The sequence below is a fragment of the Fontibacillus panacisegetis genome (genome assembly GCF_900102215.1).
Lineage (GTDB): Bacteria > Bacillota > Bacilli > Paenibacillales > Paenibacillaceae > Fontibacillus > Fontibacillus panacisegetis.
The window spans coordinates 116535-132074 of record NZ_FNBG01000014.1 but is presented as its reverse complement, the minus strand read 5'-3'; the positions used below and the strand labels follow the sequence as shown (position 1 = coordinate 132074).

At 44.2% G+C, this 15540-nt stretch carries 13 protein-coding genes and 1 tRNA gene; 3 read left to right on the top strand and 11 right to left on the bottom strand.

Features of this window, described 5'->3' with window-relative positions; genetic code table 11:
• From BLS49_RS13410 to BLS49_RS13405, 3 genes are all read right to left on the bottom strand, one after another.
• A partial coding sequence (locus BLS49_RS13410; RefSeq protein WP_245742375.1) for an IS110 family transposase occupies positions 1 to 595 on the bottom strand: 595 nt, incomplete at its 3' end.
• Positions 596 to 655: 60 nt separating this feature from the next.
• Positions 656 to 862, bottom strand: coding sequence for a hypothetical protein (locus tag BLS49_RS25315; RefSeq protein ID WP_245742374.1), 207 nt, complete (start codon positions 860 to 862; stop codon positions 656 to 658).
• Positions 863 to 1140: 278 nt separating this feature from the next.
• On the bottom strand, positions 1141 to 1827 hold the full coding sequence (locus tag BLS49_RS13405; protein WP_091231145.1) for a hypothetical protein: 687 nt from the start codon (positions 1825 to 1827) through the stop codon (positions 1141 to 1143).
• Between the two features lie 376 nt (positions 1828 to 2203).
• Between BLS49_RS13405 and BLS49_RS13400 the strand changes: the two genes are divergently transcribed.
• Positions 2204 to 2767, top strand: coding sequence for an RNA polymerase sigma factor (locus BLS49_RS13400; protein WP_091231140.1), 564 nt, complete (start codon positions 2204 to 2206; stop codon positions 2765 to 2767).
• Positions 2757 to 3527, top strand: coding sequence for a DUF4367 domain-containing protein (locus tag BLS49_RS13395; RefSeq protein ID WP_091231137.1), 771 nt, complete (start codon positions 2757 to 2759; stop codon positions 3525 to 3527). The genes BLS49_RS13400 and BLS49_RS13395 overlap by 11 nt, the downstream gene beginning before the upstream one ends.
• Before the next feature lie 39 nt (positions 3528 to 3566).
• On the opposite strand, the gene BLS49_RS13390 is transcribed toward BLS49_RS13395, so the two are convergent.
• The 6 genes from BLS49_RS13390 to BLS49_RS13350 form a co-directional block, all read right to left on the bottom strand.
• Positions 3567 to 4061 (bottom strand): hypothetical protein, encoded by a 495-nt coding sequence (locus BLS49_RS13390; protein ID WP_091231133.1) that lies wholly within the window; start codon positions 4059 to 4061, stop codon positions 3567 to 3569.
• A 652-nt stretch (positions 4062 to 4713) separates the two neighbouring features.
• Positions 4714 to 7533 carry a starch-binding protein gene (locus BLS49_RS13375; RefSeq protein WP_175471407.1) on the bottom strand — a complete coding sequence of 940 codons (2820 nt, stop codon included), beginning with the start codon at positions 7531 to 7533 and terminating at the stop codon, positions 4714 to 4716.
• A 631-nt stretch (positions 7534 to 8164) separates the two neighbouring features.
• A tRNA-Leu gene (locus BLS49_RS13365) sits at positions 8165 to 8251 on the bottom strand.
• A 142-nt stretch (positions 8252 to 8393) separates the two neighbouring features.
• Entirely contained in the window at positions 8394 to 8609 is a 216-nt protein-coding gene (locus BLS49_RS13360; protein ID WP_091231127.1) for a hypothetical protein, read from the bottom strand.
• A 130-nt stretch (positions 8610 to 8739) separates the two neighbouring features.
• Positions 8740 to 9072 carry a hypothetical protein gene (locus BLS49_RS13355; RefSeq protein ID WP_091231125.1) on the bottom strand — a complete coding sequence of 111 codons (333 nt, stop codon included), beginning with the start codon at positions 9070 to 9072 and terminating at the stop codon, positions 8740 to 8742.
• A 123-nt stretch (positions 9073 to 9195) separates the two neighbouring features.
• The gene (locus BLS49_RS13350) at positions 9196 to 9768 is read right to left on the bottom strand and encodes a xanthine phosphoribosyltransferase (protein WP_091231122.1); all 573 of its coding nucleotides are present in this window, start codon (positions 9766 to 9768) and stop codon (positions 9196 to 9198) included.
• A 105-nt stretch (positions 9769 to 9873) separates the two neighbouring features.
• Between BLS49_RS13350 and BLS49_RS13345 the strand changes: the two genes are divergently transcribed.
• Positions 9874 to 10908, top strand: a complete 1035-nt coding sequence (locus tag BLS49_RS13345) for a YkvI family membrane protein (protein WP_091231120.1) — start codon at positions 9874 to 9876, stop codon at positions 10906 to 10908.
• A gap of 31 nt (positions 10909 to 10939) precedes the next feature.
• Here BLS49_RS13345 and BLS49_RS13340 read toward each other — a convergent pair whose 3' ends face one another.
• Together BLS49_RS13340 and BLS49_RS13335 are read right to left on the bottom strand one after the other, a co-directional pair.
• The gene (locus tag BLS49_RS13340) at positions 10940 to 14200 is read right to left on the bottom strand and encodes an AAA family ATPase (protein ID WP_091231117.1); all 3261 of its coding nucleotides are present in this window, start codon (positions 14198 to 14200) and stop codon (positions 10940 to 10942) included.
• Positions 14197 to 15531: a metallophosphoesterase family protein gene (locus tag BLS49_RS13335; RefSeq protein WP_091231115.1), complete on the bottom strand. Its 1335-nt coding sequence runs from the start codon at positions 15529 to 15531 to the stop codon at positions 14197 to 14199. Before BLS49_RS13335 ends, BLS49_RS13340 begins: the two co-directional genes overlap by 4 nt.
• Between the last annotated feature and the right edge of the window lie 9 nt (positions 15532 to 15540).

Here is a 15540-nt window from a genome sequence, read left to right as displayed (position 1 = left end):
CTATTTGCGGATCACCTCCAAAATAGGACATATCATTTCCGAGTTCAGCCAAGATGACCGCCGCCGCATCTTTCTGAATGCCGGGAATGGTAATCAAAAGTTCAACGGATGGTAAGTGCGGTTCGAGTAACTGATTAATCTCGAACTCCACCTTCTCCAATTGCTTCTCAACGTAGGATAAGTGGTCTAAGTGCAGACCCAGCATCATACGATGGTGCTTCTTCATTCGTCCATCTAGTGCCTCAAGAAGCTCAGGTACTTTGCGCTTAAGAGATGTCTTCACTTTCTCTTTCACTTCATCAGCGTCCAAAACCTCTCCGTTATTAACAGACTCCAGCAGTGCGCGACCGGATGTCCCAAAAATATCGCTAATGTAAGTCGTAAGTTTCAAATTTGCGTCTTGCAATATTTTGTGTATCCGATTCTTCTCGGCTGTCGCATCTCGAAGCAGCTTGCGTCGGTAGCGTGTTAAATCCCTCATATTTCGAATATCGGCTGGGGGAACAAAGCTAGGCGTGATGAGTCCGCAACGAAGCAACTGTGCGATCCAAGCTGCATCGGCGACATCTGTTTTCCGCCCAGGTACGTTTTTGATGCGTTTTGCATTCGCCAGAATGAGCGTGAATTGCTCCTCCAGTATGTTCCAGACCGGCTTCTAATACACGCCCGTGCTTTCCATGGCTACGTGTGTGCATTCCCGGTCATTTAACCAGTCATTAAGCGCCAGCAGTCCTTTCGTTGTTGTTGAGAACGTACGAATTTCTTGCTTCGGTTTACAGTCTAACTTACCATACAAAACACAAGCAACTACTGTCTCTTGATGAACATCCAGCCCAACACATCGTTCCAGAATCGCCTCCATCCGGTAGCCTCACTTCTCAAAATAAAATGGGTGCAGGTCATGTATCCTCAGAGTGAAAGAATTTTTATACAAGTGCTCGTAGCAACAAATGGCGGTGCTCGTGGGATACAGTCGGCCGGTTTGGGACTCAGAGTGTTGTCCTACCAAAAAAGTATCGGCCTGTGACCTGCAGTTCCAGTATGGAACACACAGATTCACAGGCCAAGTACATTTTCATTCATGGTGGTGGCCGCTAGACCATGGTGGTTTGGGACAGCCCCTTCTTTTGATGGAAAAAATCAGTGTTGATAGTACACGGTACCATCGGCCCAGCCTTGTAGCCAGATTCGTGGATAACGATTTTGAACCGGCTGTTCTAATATATCAAATCTGAAATTACCCACTACATCAGATTGATAATAGTTCCAACCAACACCGCCTTCCTGTTGGTCAGTAGTTGTTCCATTATATGACCAGCCTAAAGCCCATGTAGCTACATAAGGCGTAATGGTACGATTCGCCCGATCCAAGTAACCGTTAGATTTAACATTCCATTCAATGGAATGAGTGAGTCTCCACAGCACCCCGCCGACAAGGTTTGTACCTTCAACCTCACGACCATATGTGTACGTACCCGCTGCAAGCAGAGTAATGTCTTTTTCGGAGATATCGACCTGTACAAGCGACACGGCAACAGCCAAAGCCTCGTCATTAGAAAGGTTTGCTGTTTTTGCACTAAGTGTTTTGGAGCGTGTACCTTCAGCAGCATATTGTTCCAACAACGACGTCGCTTGACTAGCAAATTCCTTTACGGCAAGCTTCTCTTCATCCGAATAGCTACTCCAAAGACTTTGAGCATCTTGGCTTTGAACCAATGCACTTGCCAATGCCTGAGCGTCCGCCCGATTTTCTTCTTGGGCAAAAACCGATGATGAAAAGGAAAGTAATAAGACCAATGTCAAGAGAACCGAAAGGTATTTTTTCATTGAAAATTTCCTCCTTTAATAATTTGTCTTATCAAACAAGATTAACTCTTTAACAAATGCCGAAGACTATTTTACTAACTTGCTTATCAGATTCGCTTCCCTCCCTCCACGTTATGTTTTGCAACCCTTTTTCCAGTTTCGGAATGAATAACGGTTGCACCTAACGTATGCCGATCATGTTGTCTATCTAAATAACGTATGAACTCTACAAAATCTGACGAATATTCTCAATATTTTTGTTCACGCATGACCCGGTGCTGGATTCCAATACGTCTTTATTTTTAATACCTCATACTTCCATATTTGAGGTATAATTAGGGATATATCAATCACACAGATAATAACGCACTATAAATACAATCATCGGGGGAGTCTTATGGAACAATGGTTTTATTTCCTACGAAGCCCACTGGACGACCTGGATGTAATGATTCAAGAGTTTGTTTATCGTTCTTTTTACCAGTTCGTTTACCGGGATATTCATTTCATGGTTCATGACCATGCGCTTACGGAGGATATTATTCAGGATGCTTTCATGAAGGCCATAACCAAGGGACCCAAGATGCGATCCGGTGCGAACATCCCCGCCTGGATCAAACAACTGACTCGAAATACCGCCTTGGATTATTTAAGAAAATTAAACCGGGACCGTCAGATTTTAGCTGAATCATACGTTATTAGTAGTGGCCCCTTTAATGAAGTTAGTGTAGCCAGCGAAGTCGAATCCAGAAAAAGGGACGAACTGCTTTATCAGGCAATGGACGAGTTAAAAGCGGATTATCGAACGGTGTTGTTTCTCTTCTATATAGAGGGAAAAACATACCGGGAAATTTGCCGGGAACTGAATCTGACGGAGCCTGTCCTTACCCAACGTTTGGCAAGAGCACGAAAAAAATTGCTTCAACACTTTTTAGGAAAATGGACTGATAATGATGAATGAACCTAATGAGCAGGATCGTATCATTCAAAAAGCGCTTCAAGACTACTACAACCGCATCGAGATTCCCGACGCAGCGCCCTCTTGGGAAAAGGTGCATGTCCAGATGCAGAAACGCCGCTGTAAAAAGAAAACCCTTTTCCGCTTGAAGATCGTAGCTGCCGTAATCGCCGCCGCGTTTATGATTGACCTTGCCGCGACAACCAATATAACCAAAACGTATGCAAGTATGTCTTCGTTGTTTCGGGAGGCCAAGGATCGCGTCGTGGAGTTTTTCTTTGCCAAGGAACAACACGACACCTCGGCAGCCAAAACCGTGCCGCCACCATCTGCAGAAGGCGAAGGCGAAAACCCCGCCGTTCCAGAACCAACGACGCTAGAGGACGCCAAGGCCAAATTAGCTTTTCCTCTTCTTCTGCCAAGCTATGTCCCGGACCATTTTTCGCTTGAGGTGGTCCGTATTTTCCGGGAAGCCAGTGGCCAGTATCATAATGTATATCTGGAATACATGAACGATAATGAGGATATTTTTAAAATTAGCCAGCGCTTCATAGAACCGGGATCGACTCATGTAAAAAGTGATGTATCAACGGATGTGGGGGTCATTAGGAAGACGATGATTGGAAACAGCCGAGGTATACTCGTCATTGTGCCGGAAGGTTTTGTTACACTAGAATGGCTTACAGAAGATCAGATTAAAGTATCCATCTCTGGCAAATTAGCGGAAACCGATGTCTTGGAAATAGCTGAGTCTTTACGTTAAAAGGGAGAGCGAACGGATTATTCCGCTCGCTCTCTCTTCTTATTCTGGAATCAAATATGCGGAAGAGTACCGGTAACCTGATTCCAGAGTCGATCCTTTTTTGATCCAGTGATAGGATTTTGTCCGATAATAATACCCGCTTAACACCGAAATATTGCTGATAGAAGAATACGCATAAGCTGCGTTGCTTTCTTTGACGCTGGCCCCATAATACACATCGATCCAGTCCGAGCCTGTCCAACGTTGCAAGGTGAGCTGTACGCCGATTTCATCGACTCGAACCGTTCCGTAGCTTTCTCCCCATATATTAACTTTTTGTTTCCCTTGATCGGTGAGGTATCCTTGCCCTTTCTCCAAGTAATCGAAATCGGGATCAAATACAGTAAACTGAGAAACAACTTCTGGCGGCGATGGGGTTTTCGCTGGAGCGTCCGCGCTCGGGTCTTGAGCGAATGCCTGAACCGGCAGCAGGAGCATCAAAGATAGCCCTAATAATAAGATGTTACAAACAATCCCATTTGTCTTTACGTTCAAAGTACAGCCTCCTTAACGATGTGGATTCACAATATATAACGAATGTCATTTGGATTCCCTAACGCTTTATCTGCAAAAAAACGCTCCAATGCAAAAAAGCCGGAAACCCCTGACTCCAGTAGCGCTGTGATGTATTCAGTTCCTAATTGGACCCACTTCTTTATTGAGTTTGCAAAATAACAGAAGCCAATAAAAATAGTAACGGTGGAGCAATGAACCATTTCACATACTCATTTCCTGCAATAGCGACGTATAAACCCGAAAGAGAACATACAAAGGCAACGAGAAGAAGCGTCTGCTGCATGCAGGCGAATTTTTATCGAGTTTTGTCGAACGAAATGAAACAAACAATTGTGTACCAAATGTTCACATAGCACAAAAAATCGCTATGCCCACCCAATTCCAAATTAAGAAACTCAAAAAATTCTCCTTCAACACCTTGCTCATGAACCCCCTGCTCCCTTCTTACTTATTCGTTGGCATTGTGGGAGCATGATTCTCATCGGGTGCAGTATATAGCTTAACTGCTAATTGCTCTAAGGTGTGAGCGGAAGTAAAACTAAACCAGTCTCCTTAAATTTAGGATAAGGTAATAAAATGGGACCGCCTAAGTCATTTATGACTTATAGGACAGTCCCACTTATTATATCTACTAATTATTGAAAGTAAAGTCTACTGTAGGATTGCTAGATGATACAGTATAGGAGTGGTCTGAACCAGATTCCCAAACTACATTATCACCATGCTTCTTAATCGCTTTAAACTCGATCTTAGTTCCAACTGGAAGATCGATTGTGAAACTCCAAGTTGGATAATTGGTAGTAGATCCAGGCCCAATCGCGTTAGCTGGATTCCAGTTACCAAGCTCAGCAATACTACCAACAATATATACATTTTGTCCCACTGCGGTCGTTGCATTTCTCACATTAAATGTAACTGGAATCACAGTATTGTCATCAAGTGGTGGTTCAGTCGTAATTACACCATCTTTAATCCATGAGTTAGTATTTACGAAATAGCCTGGTTGACTGGATCCAGGTGTCTGCTGCCCATTGCTGTTGAAGATGACGTTCGCTTTATCCCAACCGCTAATTGTATAAGAATACCATCCATTTCCATCATCTTGCATCGCAACACCTGGCCAAATAGTACCTATTTTGGTAGGTGACACAGACTCATCATAGTAGTAGATGTTTGGTGTTCCCCAATTGGATGGTTTATAGAATTTAACAGTAAACAATTGTCCCTGTGATTGCTGCTTCTTAAATGTGTAGGTCTTTGTCGTATTGGTAGTTGATCCAATTGCAGTAACGTTCAACGTGTAAGTAGTGCCATCTGCGTCACCAGCACCAATCGTAACCTTCGTGCCAGAAGTGAATGATATTGGTGCGCTTCCATTCAGTGAATAAGTTGCTGAATTCGCTCCTTGATAGCTGATCGTAATGTCAAAACTATCACTATTGAATACACCTTCAGATTTATCAATCGAAATCGTTGGAATTGGATTGTCAGGATTGTTAGGGTGAACTACTCCATCCTTAATCCATTTCTCACCCGAAACTTGATATCCTGATTGTTCCGCACCTGGAATCTGGTTCCCGTTAGAGTTAAAGATCACTTTTGCTTTAGTCCATCCAGGTACCGTTGCCACATACCAGCCATTTCCTTCCGCTTGCATTGCTACTCCAGGCCAAGCTGGACCATTCTTCGTTGGAGTTACGGAGTCATCATAATAATAGATGTTCGGTGTACCCCAATTGGATGGCTTATAGTAGTGGATTTTTAATGCAGCATTGGGATCCTCTTTCGTAAATGTATACGTTTTCGTTGTTGAAGTTCCCGAGCCATTTGCCGTTACTTTTAGTACAAATGTTGTTCCAAATGCTGCACCAGCACCTAAAGTTACAGTCGTACTCGAATTGAAATTAGTTACAGAGCCATTGTTCACTGTATAAGAAGCATTGTTCGCATTTGTTACGTCTATCTTTACAGATAATGAATCAGTATAGAACCCCCCCTCTTGCTTATCGATTGTAACTGTAGGACCCGATGATGTTGTTTCATACAAGACAGCAATTTTACCGCCACCAATGTTACCCGTAATTTTACCGTTTGATACAGTAAATGTTCCACCACCAGTAGCCTTGTTTATATAAGTACCATTAGAGAGTCTTGTGTCGGAATTAATATAAGCATCACCACCTAGATTCACAATCGTAATGCCTTTACTACCACGTTCAACCAGCATGATTTCGTTGCCTTGTGTTCTAAGATACTCGTCTTGCCCCACCATTGCATTGTGGAACTTGTTCACTGCAACTACATCTGGATCTTTCCACAAATCGTTACCTTTGGTACCTAGACTACCTGCAAATTTTCCGCCACCTGCAGGACGATTAAAGAAAAGAGATGTTGTTTGAGCGCGAGCAGCAATAATAGCCCATCCCATTTTAATATGCCATTCGTTCATACCAGTAGATTCACTACTATCGTTAGCATAAGTATCATGTGTTTCTACAAAAGTAACCAATTTTGATGGATTTACACCTGCAGCGTTAAATTCTCTGGCACCGTTCACATTTTTATTGCTGTTGTAACCAACCGCATGTCTTATGCTGCCACCATAGTGAGATGCAGTCAGATCTATAAAATTAGAGTACTTGTAGAATTCATCTGCCCCACCTTGAAGTACTTCCCCATAAATGAACAAGTTATGCTTGTTGTTAAGCCCGCCTAAAACTCGCGGCCAGAAATTCGATGAAAAATTCCCATAATGATCTGAGTTTTCATTAGGCAGTTCAATATGTTTCGCTGTGTCAATCCGGAAACCATCAGCACCTAGCGAGGTCGCATCGTTCAAGAAGCTGATAATTTTATCCTGTAGATCATAATTTGAAGTGTTCAGATCAGGTAGACCGACTCCCCATTGAGTAACCTGCCGTCTGTCTCCATAGTTTTCAATTCCTCTTGCCTCATGCCAGAAATAGGAATTATTTCTGATCGTAGGATCAACATTGTATGCCGGAGTAAATTGTAAACTACCTCCACCAGCATTAGCTGTATGTTGCAATATAACATCGACAATGATCTTAATGCCATACTTCTCTGCTTCCTCACACATTCTCTTAAATTGATCTCTACTACCAAGCTGTGCATTCCCAATGTTAAAGTTGGTAGGTTGATATAAAACCCACCAGTAGCTGCCGCCCATTGAGTTCTCTTTGGTCCCTTGAATTGGAGAAGTCTGAACCGTTTTATAGCCCGCTGCAGCTATTGCCGGAAGATTGTTAGTTATTGTGTCAAAGGACCAGTTCCATGCATGCAATATAACTCCGTCTCTAGATGTTGCAGGAAGCCCGTATTCCTCGCCCGCTGCCTGAACTGTAGTGCTTGCTGCAGATGAAAAGTTTAAGACTTGCAAAATCAGGGCAACAAATAAGACTATACTCCAGATACGCCTTGCTTTTTTCATTTTGCCTAACTCTCCTTTTCAAAAAAATAATAGTGTATGACGAAACTATCAAAATGTATACGCTTACATAACTGATTTGACATATTTCTTTTTTTGGTAATTCCATCACCAAGTTTAATATGTCATATAGTGGATTTTATGTCAATATTTAATTTCAATGAATAATTTTCAATACCTTATAACACTTTTTTTTTCATAATTTCGACTAAAAAACTACAAATACTCCTAGCATTTTTATATACTCAACTAATATTATGATTTATGCTCTTTGTTTGCGATACATAACATTTGAATATAACCGTAACAGCTAATACACCACTTACATAAGCAGCGGCAATCACGTCAAGCTCGAAATGTGTACCTACTGTCGTTGTTCTGATTGCAAACGGGAAATGAACAATATCCCGGATAGTGCGGAGAGTATACCCATTTAACATCCCACTTGATATAAATTCAAAATTCCCCTTTTACGCGATTGTAAAAAAGTTTTGACTGATCAGACGAGCCCATAGCTGTATATAGCTCAAAGCTTTCTTCAGCTCAAGTGATGAGCAATACCTTGCAAATTCCGAGTATGCAAAAAGCTCCTGAATCTCCGCGAGGAAAATCAAGAGCTGGTTCATTGTTAAATTGGTGCGGTCGAGAGGACTCGAACCTCCACGGGGGTTAGCCCACACGGACCTGAACCGTGCGCGTCTGCCAATTCCGCCACGACCGCAAATGGTTTGTCTAACAGAAAGTGTTTTCTGCAGCGACAAGATATATAATATCACGCGGAAACGTTCGAGTCAACAATTAATTTTCTGGATTTTCAAAGGCTTGCCCGATAGTAATCGATGTGTTTCTTCCCCCTACTCCTTTTATTCTTCCGTCCACATCCGCGGATCATGCGATGGCTGATAAATATAGTTGCGATCAAGCTTCACTACATGACGATTTGGTCTACGAATCAGTACATGAGTATCGTCCCACGCAACAACGATTCCTCTAATATCGTTACTTGCTATTGCATCACGAATAACTCGTACTTTTTCTCCTGACAAGCGATATTCATTAAGCTGCTCATCCGTAATCATTATTTGTAGTCCTCCCTTATATTTCAAAAAAAGACTCCGCGTGTTGCTTGGCGGAGTCTTTCAGATCGCAGGAGCACTGAATAACCTCTACCGCGATTAATTATCTGGATATGCCTAACTTCAGTACGTGTTAGCGCTGAGCGTGTTCCCTGCTATCATTTGTTTCAAACCAGAAATCCAGCACCTTCGCTGACATCACCCGTTGCTGCAAGTATCCAACCTGTTGTGGGCTAAATTGATCCTTCCAGGGAACACTAAGTTCTTCACATAGACCTGCAATCGTCAAGAGCTGCGACCAGGCAACATAGCGTTTATACCAGAAGAATTGTGGATGCTCAAGCATATAGGGATAAAGGTCATCAAACTCCGTGTGTTTGCAATCCAGGGCACGTTCGAATGTAACCTTTGCGTCAGACAATTTGGAAATAAAAAATTCATGATTCACTACGTTTTCTTCCCCCATAAATATAAACCTCCTCTCCCTAGTCACCCTAATTATAACGAAAAACATTTCTCCTGCAAAGGATTGTTACAAAATTAGGACTAATTATTCTAAGCAATAACTCCATTTATGTCCAAATTAAGTCTAATCCGCAAATGTAATTTTACCACCTTCAAGAGATTCGATTTGAGCCAATGTTTCTAGGCGAATGCCCTGGTCACGAATCGCTTTGCCTCCTGGCTGGAAGCTTTTTTCAACAACGATACCAACACCTACAAGTTCAGCTCCAGAGCGTTCAATAATTTTGATCAGCCCTCTTGCTGCATCTCCGTTCGCAATAATATCATCAATGAACAATATTTTATCATCAGCCGAAATAAATTCACGAGAGATCAGAATGTCCGTAACAATTCCTTTTGTAAAAGATGGCACACGCTCACATAACATATCAGGTTCAGCAAGCAATGTCTTTTTCCGACGAGCGAACAATAGAGGCACCCCCAGTTCGTACGCGGTAGCAAATGCGACAGAAATTCCGGAGGATTCTACGGTAACCACACGAGTCACACCCGCATCACGAAACCGTTTCGCAAATTCCTTCCCCATCTCCATCGTTAATTGCGGATCAACCTGGTGATTAAGCAGACCGTCCAGCTTTAACACCTGATTGGAGACGACTACGCCTTCCTCTACAATCCGTTGTTTTAATTTATCCATTCTCTTTCTCCTCCTGAACTTATCTCATTATACGCTTTGAGTCATGTCCCGTTCCCGGACAACATACCTTGTACTATATATAGCACATCATCCGGGGGGAAAACCATGAAAAATGCCGTTAAAGTTATGCAAATTGCTTTTACCTACATCGGCACCGTCGTTGGCGCCGGATTTGCGACTGGACAAGAGATACTCCAGTTTTTTACAAGGTATGGCAAGTGGGGGGCTTTGATGATCATTATCGCTACCCTTCTGTTCGTATGGCTTGGTACTAAAATGATGCTGCTCGCCCATGATATCAAAGCCAACTCCTATGAAGATCTAAACCGCAAACTGTTCGGAGATGTCATTGGCCGTGCCCTGAGCCTGTTCACATTAGTCGTCCTGATCGGTGTTAACAGCGTTATGCTCGCCGGGGCAGGCTCGGTCTTTATGGAGAACTTTGGACTCCCTTATCAGATTGGATTATGGATTACCCTCATCGCTACATATCTGCTGCTTGGCAAAGGAATTGACGGAGTCATGAAGCTAAATTCCATTGTAGTTCCGATGATGATTATACTGTCTTTAGCGATAATAGCCAATACTGCTGGCTCACCAGGCGCTGCACGATTTCTTACATTGGATACCGAAAAAGGACTGCTGGGCGTGTGGGCTTCACCGTTCATGTATGCTGCCTTTAATTTATCCATGGCCCAAGCTGTTCTAGTTCCGATCGGTAGTCATGCGCCAAATCGAAAAACAATCATCTCTGGAGGACTGATTGGGGGTGCAGGCGTAGGGTTTATGCTCATGGCTGGACATTATGCTTTATCCGCAAATATGCCGGGTATCGTCCAGTTTGAAATCCCTATGGGGAGCATAGCTCAGCAGCTCGGTTCCGTCACTAAAGTCGTATATATCCTTCTTATTTTCATGGAAATATTCAGTACATTTGTTGCCGACATTTACGGGATTACACTCCAGCTCAAACCACGAATTCAGCTGGATCGCAAATTCATTTCCATTACGATCCTGTTCATTTGTTATCTGACAAGCCAATTTGGTTTCAGCGCACTGCTTTCTGTCCTGTATCCGCTATTTGGTTTGTTCAGTCTTTTATGGGCCGCTGTGCTGGCATTACATCGCGATAAAGGGTAGCACCAAGATCTGCCAACGATGGCAGTACAACCTATAGTCGCACTATTTGGCAGCCCGGCAGCTTGTTGGTTGCAGCCTGCGCAACATGCTCATGACAAGTCATCATAATGACCTGATGCTGCTCCGAGACTGTTTTGATTACAGATAATGCCCCTGTCATTCGGGAATGATCGAAATTAACAAACAGATCATCAAGCAAAATCGGCAGCTTCAATTGACCTGAGACTGCATCAGACAATGCAAGGCGCATCGACAAATATAGCTGCTCAGCCGTCCCCCGACTCAAATATGAACTACCGATCGGGCCGTGCTCCCTGTGCTCTGCCAGCAGCTCCTGACTTCCCATTTTCATTAGGATTCTGTGATATACCCCTCCGGTCATTTTCTGAAGATAACTCGAAGCGGCCTGTAATACAGCAGGCTGACGTTCTTCCTCATAAATTTGGCGTACTCTGACTATCAGCTCATGGCATACAGCCATGACAGCGTATTTATCCAGGGCATTGCCGAGCAATGACTTCTGTTCAGCCAGTTGCTGCAGAAGATCACCCTGACGACCGCCCACCTCCAACGTTTCCATTTCCTGCAAGATTCGTCCGCGCCGTTCCTGAAGCCCCAGCCTTTGCGATTCGGTCTCTCTTTTCGTTCGTTCGGCATTTTCGGCATTTTCGCTTAACTTTTCCTCAGTATAGCTTCGCAAAAGGGTTTCAAGGTCTGCGGATTTCTCCTTATCCAGAGCTCCGAACAACAGAAGATTCCATTGTCGTATCTCTCGATCAAGCTCCTCGTACCTTGCAGCATCAGCGCCTTTTCTCAGAAATTCCTCACCATTTTGAGTTCCGCTGGCTTGAAGCAAATTGCCCTCTGCCTCCAGAATACGATTCAATCGATCATTTAGGCGGCTTTGTTCCTCTTCCAGTGATTTCATTTTTGCGGATAACAGCTCATACCTTACTTTCAACTCTAGCTGCTGATCAAGACTACTCAAGGTTTGACGAACCTCAAGGATTATTTCGGCTGAGCTTGAATTCAATTCTTCACCTATAGTATTTACACCAAAATGAATGCCATAAGCCTTAGCTTCCCGTACAAAAGTATCATTATCCGATTGAAGAGCAGCCTCCTTGTCTGAAAGGGTCTCAAATCTACTTAGCCATTCACGGCCTTGCTCGGCTATACGAAAAACATCAAGTGCGGCTTCCGGCGATAACAAGGCAGGTAGATGTCGATCATCCAGCCACTTTTCCCATTCATCAGAAAGACTGGAGAAAGCTTCTTCTCTTCGAGCCATTTCTCTTTCCTGAGCTTGAAGTGCATCTATTTTTTCAGCGGTACGTCTTCGGCTTGCAGCAAGCTCTGTTTCAAGAACCTCATGTCGCTGAGCCCATAGCTGCCAATTCTCCATCAGTCTGCGAAGCAGCCGTTCTTCTTCTTCCCAATTCTCCATCAACAAGAAATCAGTCCCATCGGTAACAGGAGTAGAATCCATGATACCTTTCCTCGTTGAATAATCAGCAGCTCCGGATGCAGCTGTTAACGGATGTCTGATCAACTTGGGAACAAGTGTCTTCAATCTGGCTTCTGCCGTGGACTCTTCCGCTGGAGGTATTCCTCTACGGCGTTTGGAACGGTTCGCAGGTTTGTCGCCACCACGGATACTACTCCATAGAATCATGTCAAACCCAAGCAGCGCAATTCCACTAATTGCAGCCCCTAACAGCTGCTCCGTGGTCAACCACAGAATGACAGGAAGAACGAGTGTCAACACTCCTGCTCCGCCAAGTATTTTTTTGTAGAGAGACTGCATCCGTGCCCCAGCCTCTTGTTCTGCTTCCACCGCCCTTCTATCAGTTGCCCTGCTACTCGCTAATTCCCGCCATCGATCTAGCTCAATACTAATTTCACTCCACAGCATTCGAATCTCGGAACGATCTTCAGCAGCTATAATGGCAAACTGTTTACGGTAAATGGACTCACTCTCTTCTAATCTCTCCGCAGCCCCAGTATAGGCTCCCTCCAAGGATAAAACTTCCCGCTCCAGCTTAAACCGCTCACTTCGGAGCATATCCATCTCTTTATCATAAGCTGCAAAACGTGATATATACTTACGAACCAATTCCCGCTCTCCAACCGTCCCGGCAAAAGAACGCAAATGAATGTCTGACCAATCCGGATGAATGCTCTGCAAACATTGTTTTATTCGGACGCCGAGTGATTTAATCTCCGCTTGTGTGTCACCAAGTTCACGAAGCCTGCTCTCATATCCTGGCAATCTTTCAGCAAGTGAACGAAGCGAAACCTCATGATTTAGCAGTGATGCATCTAATTCAATAGAGTTCAGTTCTTGCTGTAGCTTTGACTTTACTCTCTCTAGCTCACTATTTTCCAGCATCAGACGTTCTTTATCGTCCTGCAAACCATTCCAGCGGGTAATCCCTTGCTGTGGAAATGTGCTTGAATCAGAAGGAAGCGTAGCAAGCTCAACGAGTGCAGCTTCACGTTTGATCCAATCCGGTCGGCTGGTCACAGCCCGATACAGGCTTGATGCTTCTTGGCTGCGAACAGCAAGCTCTTCCTCCGACTGGGTAAGGGCATTCGAAACCTGTGACAGCTCCTCAAGCAATTCATGGTATCTTGGCAGTAACGATTTCACAGTTTTCGCTTCCAAATTAAGCCGCTCAATGGACTGTAGAATTTGCGCTACCTCCTGATTCCGACCCTTTGGACGATAAAGCTTGTCCATTTCTGACATCAGCTTCTTTTCTCCGCGCAGGATCGCATTACCTCCGCCAATACCGGCATGGAACAGAAAGGTGTTCATCTCCTCTGATTGAAGGGCAGCAACTTCCTGCAGCTCAGTTAACGAGATCGCAAACAATTGCTTGAACATCTCTTTTGACATCCCGGCAAGCAATACTTTTTGCATCTCTTCCTGTGTTACTTCTCGAAGATTGCCCTCAGCATCGTTGACTGTAATTCTTAACCTGTCTCCCCTGGTTCCAGACAGAGCTGCACCCTCGGGCGGCTGGGCGTATCTTTCGATGACCCACTGAGCTCCATTGTCTGCCTTTAATGTCAGCATTCCCCCGTGCACTGTTCCTTTTACAGGTTCATATCGCAGAGACCCATATGTACGGCTGGGAATACCGAACAGCATGGCGCGAACAAAACCCAAAATCGTGCTTTTCCCCGCTTCATTCGGCCCGTACAAAACCGTAACAGGTCCTTCCAAGTCAATCTTGAGGCCATGCAAATGACCAAATCCGCTAACCTGAAGCTTCTCCAGTCTCAACTGACCTCACCGCCTCTCGGTTCTTCATCGACCAGCAGCGATATGGCCATCTCAGTAGCCTGCTGCAATAGCTCGCGACGTTCCTTTTCGCCTAAATCCTGAACATAACCTCTTAATACCCTGTGATCCATAAGCGAAGCAAGGGCATCATTAATTATGGCGTTGGCGTCAAGATCAAGATTAAGATCATCACTACGATTTTGATACCGCTCGGACAATCTAAGCAACTCACCTAGAAAGCTGTTCTCTTCCTGCAGAAGGGATCTGTCATAGTCCAAACCTGTATTCACCTTAAAACTGGCGGGCCATATCACACTATCGAGAATCGAAGCTGACCCTGGTGATATTCGCTCAGTTTCTTGTCTTTGAAGCTCCTGCAGAAGCTCATTGCTATCTCTTCCAGACTGGAGCATGGAATGAAGCGGTCCTCTTCCGGTAAAGTTCAGTCGAACGATCGTTGTCCTTCCTCCACTCTCAGACCTTAGCGACTCCAATCGATCCTCAAGCATTTCCTTGCACTTATTCTCTGATGTCATATGCTCAATACTCAGCTCAGTTTCTGTCCATCGCACATGATCCAGCTCATAAAAATGAAGAGTCGTCTCCTTGTTATCGTTAACATCTACTAAATAACAGCCTTTGGGCCCTGTCTCCTTCATGCTGCGACCTTGAATATTTCCGGGATACACTACCCAAGGAGCTTCACATAATATCTGACGTTTATGAATATGGCCAAGAGCCCAATAATCATAACCTGACTTCTTCAAGTCTGAAAGTGAGCAAGGTGAATAGACGTCATGTCCCTCTTGTCCATCCACGTTGGCATGTAAAAGAGCGATATGATAAAGCGAAGATGATGGATCGCGATGAAATTGCAAGGAAGTATTTTCAGTGACCGAAGAAGTGGGATACGAAATTCCACTCACAACAGCTACAGGCAACCCGTCCTTTCTCCGCACAGCTGTTGCACTTTCTACCCTGGAACCAAACACAGTCACATGATCCGGATACACAAACCTCTGCCTGCTGCTGCTAAGCGGGTCATGATTCCCATGAATAACATAGACAGGAATCCCGTGAAGTCCAAGCTTGTCCCATGCTTCCTTCAGTCTAAGCTGAGCCCGAAGAGAAGACTCGGATGCATCGTATATATCCCCGCTGATCACGATAAAATCAACCTCTTCGGAAACAGCAAGGTCCACCAAATCGCCAAACGCGGCGAAGGTGGACTCTTGCAAATGTCGGCGCAGCCGATCATTGATTCCAGACATACCAGCAAACGGCGTATCCAGATGCAAATCGGCCGTATGGATGAAACGAAATGAAGTCATAGGCTAATA

Coding starts and splice junctions, on each gene's coding strand:
- BLS49_RS25315 (WP_245742374.1), bottom strand. CDS start 862: ATGGAGGCGATTCTGGAACGATGTGTTGGGCTGGATGTTCATCAAGAG.
- BLS49_RS13405 (WP_091231145.1), bottom strand. CDS start 1,827: ATGAAAAAATACCTTTCGGTTCTCTTGACATTGGTCTTATTACTTTCC.
- BLS49_RS13400 (WP_091231140.1), top strand. CDS start 2,204: ATGGAACAATGGTTTTATTTCCTACGAAGCCCACTGGACGACCTGGAT.
- BLS49_RS13395 (WP_091231137.1), top strand. CDS start 2,757: ATGATGAATGAACCTAATGAGCAGGATCGTATCATTCAAAAAGCGCTT.
- BLS49_RS13375 (WP_175471407.1), bottom strand. CDS start 7,533: ATGAAAAAAGCAAGGCGTATCTGGAGTATAGTCTTATTTGTTGCCCTG.
- BLS49_RS13360 (WP_091231127.1), bottom strand. CDS start 8,609: ATGATTACGGATGAGCAGCTTAATGAATATCGCTTGTCAGGAGAAAAA.
- BLS49_RS13355 (WP_091231125.1), bottom strand. CDS start 9,072: ATGGGGGAAGAAAACGTAGTGAATCATGAATTTTTTATTTCCAAATTG.
- BLS49_RS13350 (WP_091231122.1), bottom strand. CDS start 9,768: ATGGATAAATTAAAACAACGGATTGTAGAGGAAGGCGTAGTCGTCTCC.
- BLS49_RS13345 (WP_091231120.1), top strand. CDS start 9,874: ATGAAAAATGCCGTTAAAGTTATGCAAATTGCTTTTACCTACATCGGC.
- BLS49_RS13335 (WP_091231115.1), bottom strand. CDS start 15,531: ATGACTTCATTTCGTTTCATCCATACGGCCGATTTGCATCTGGATACG.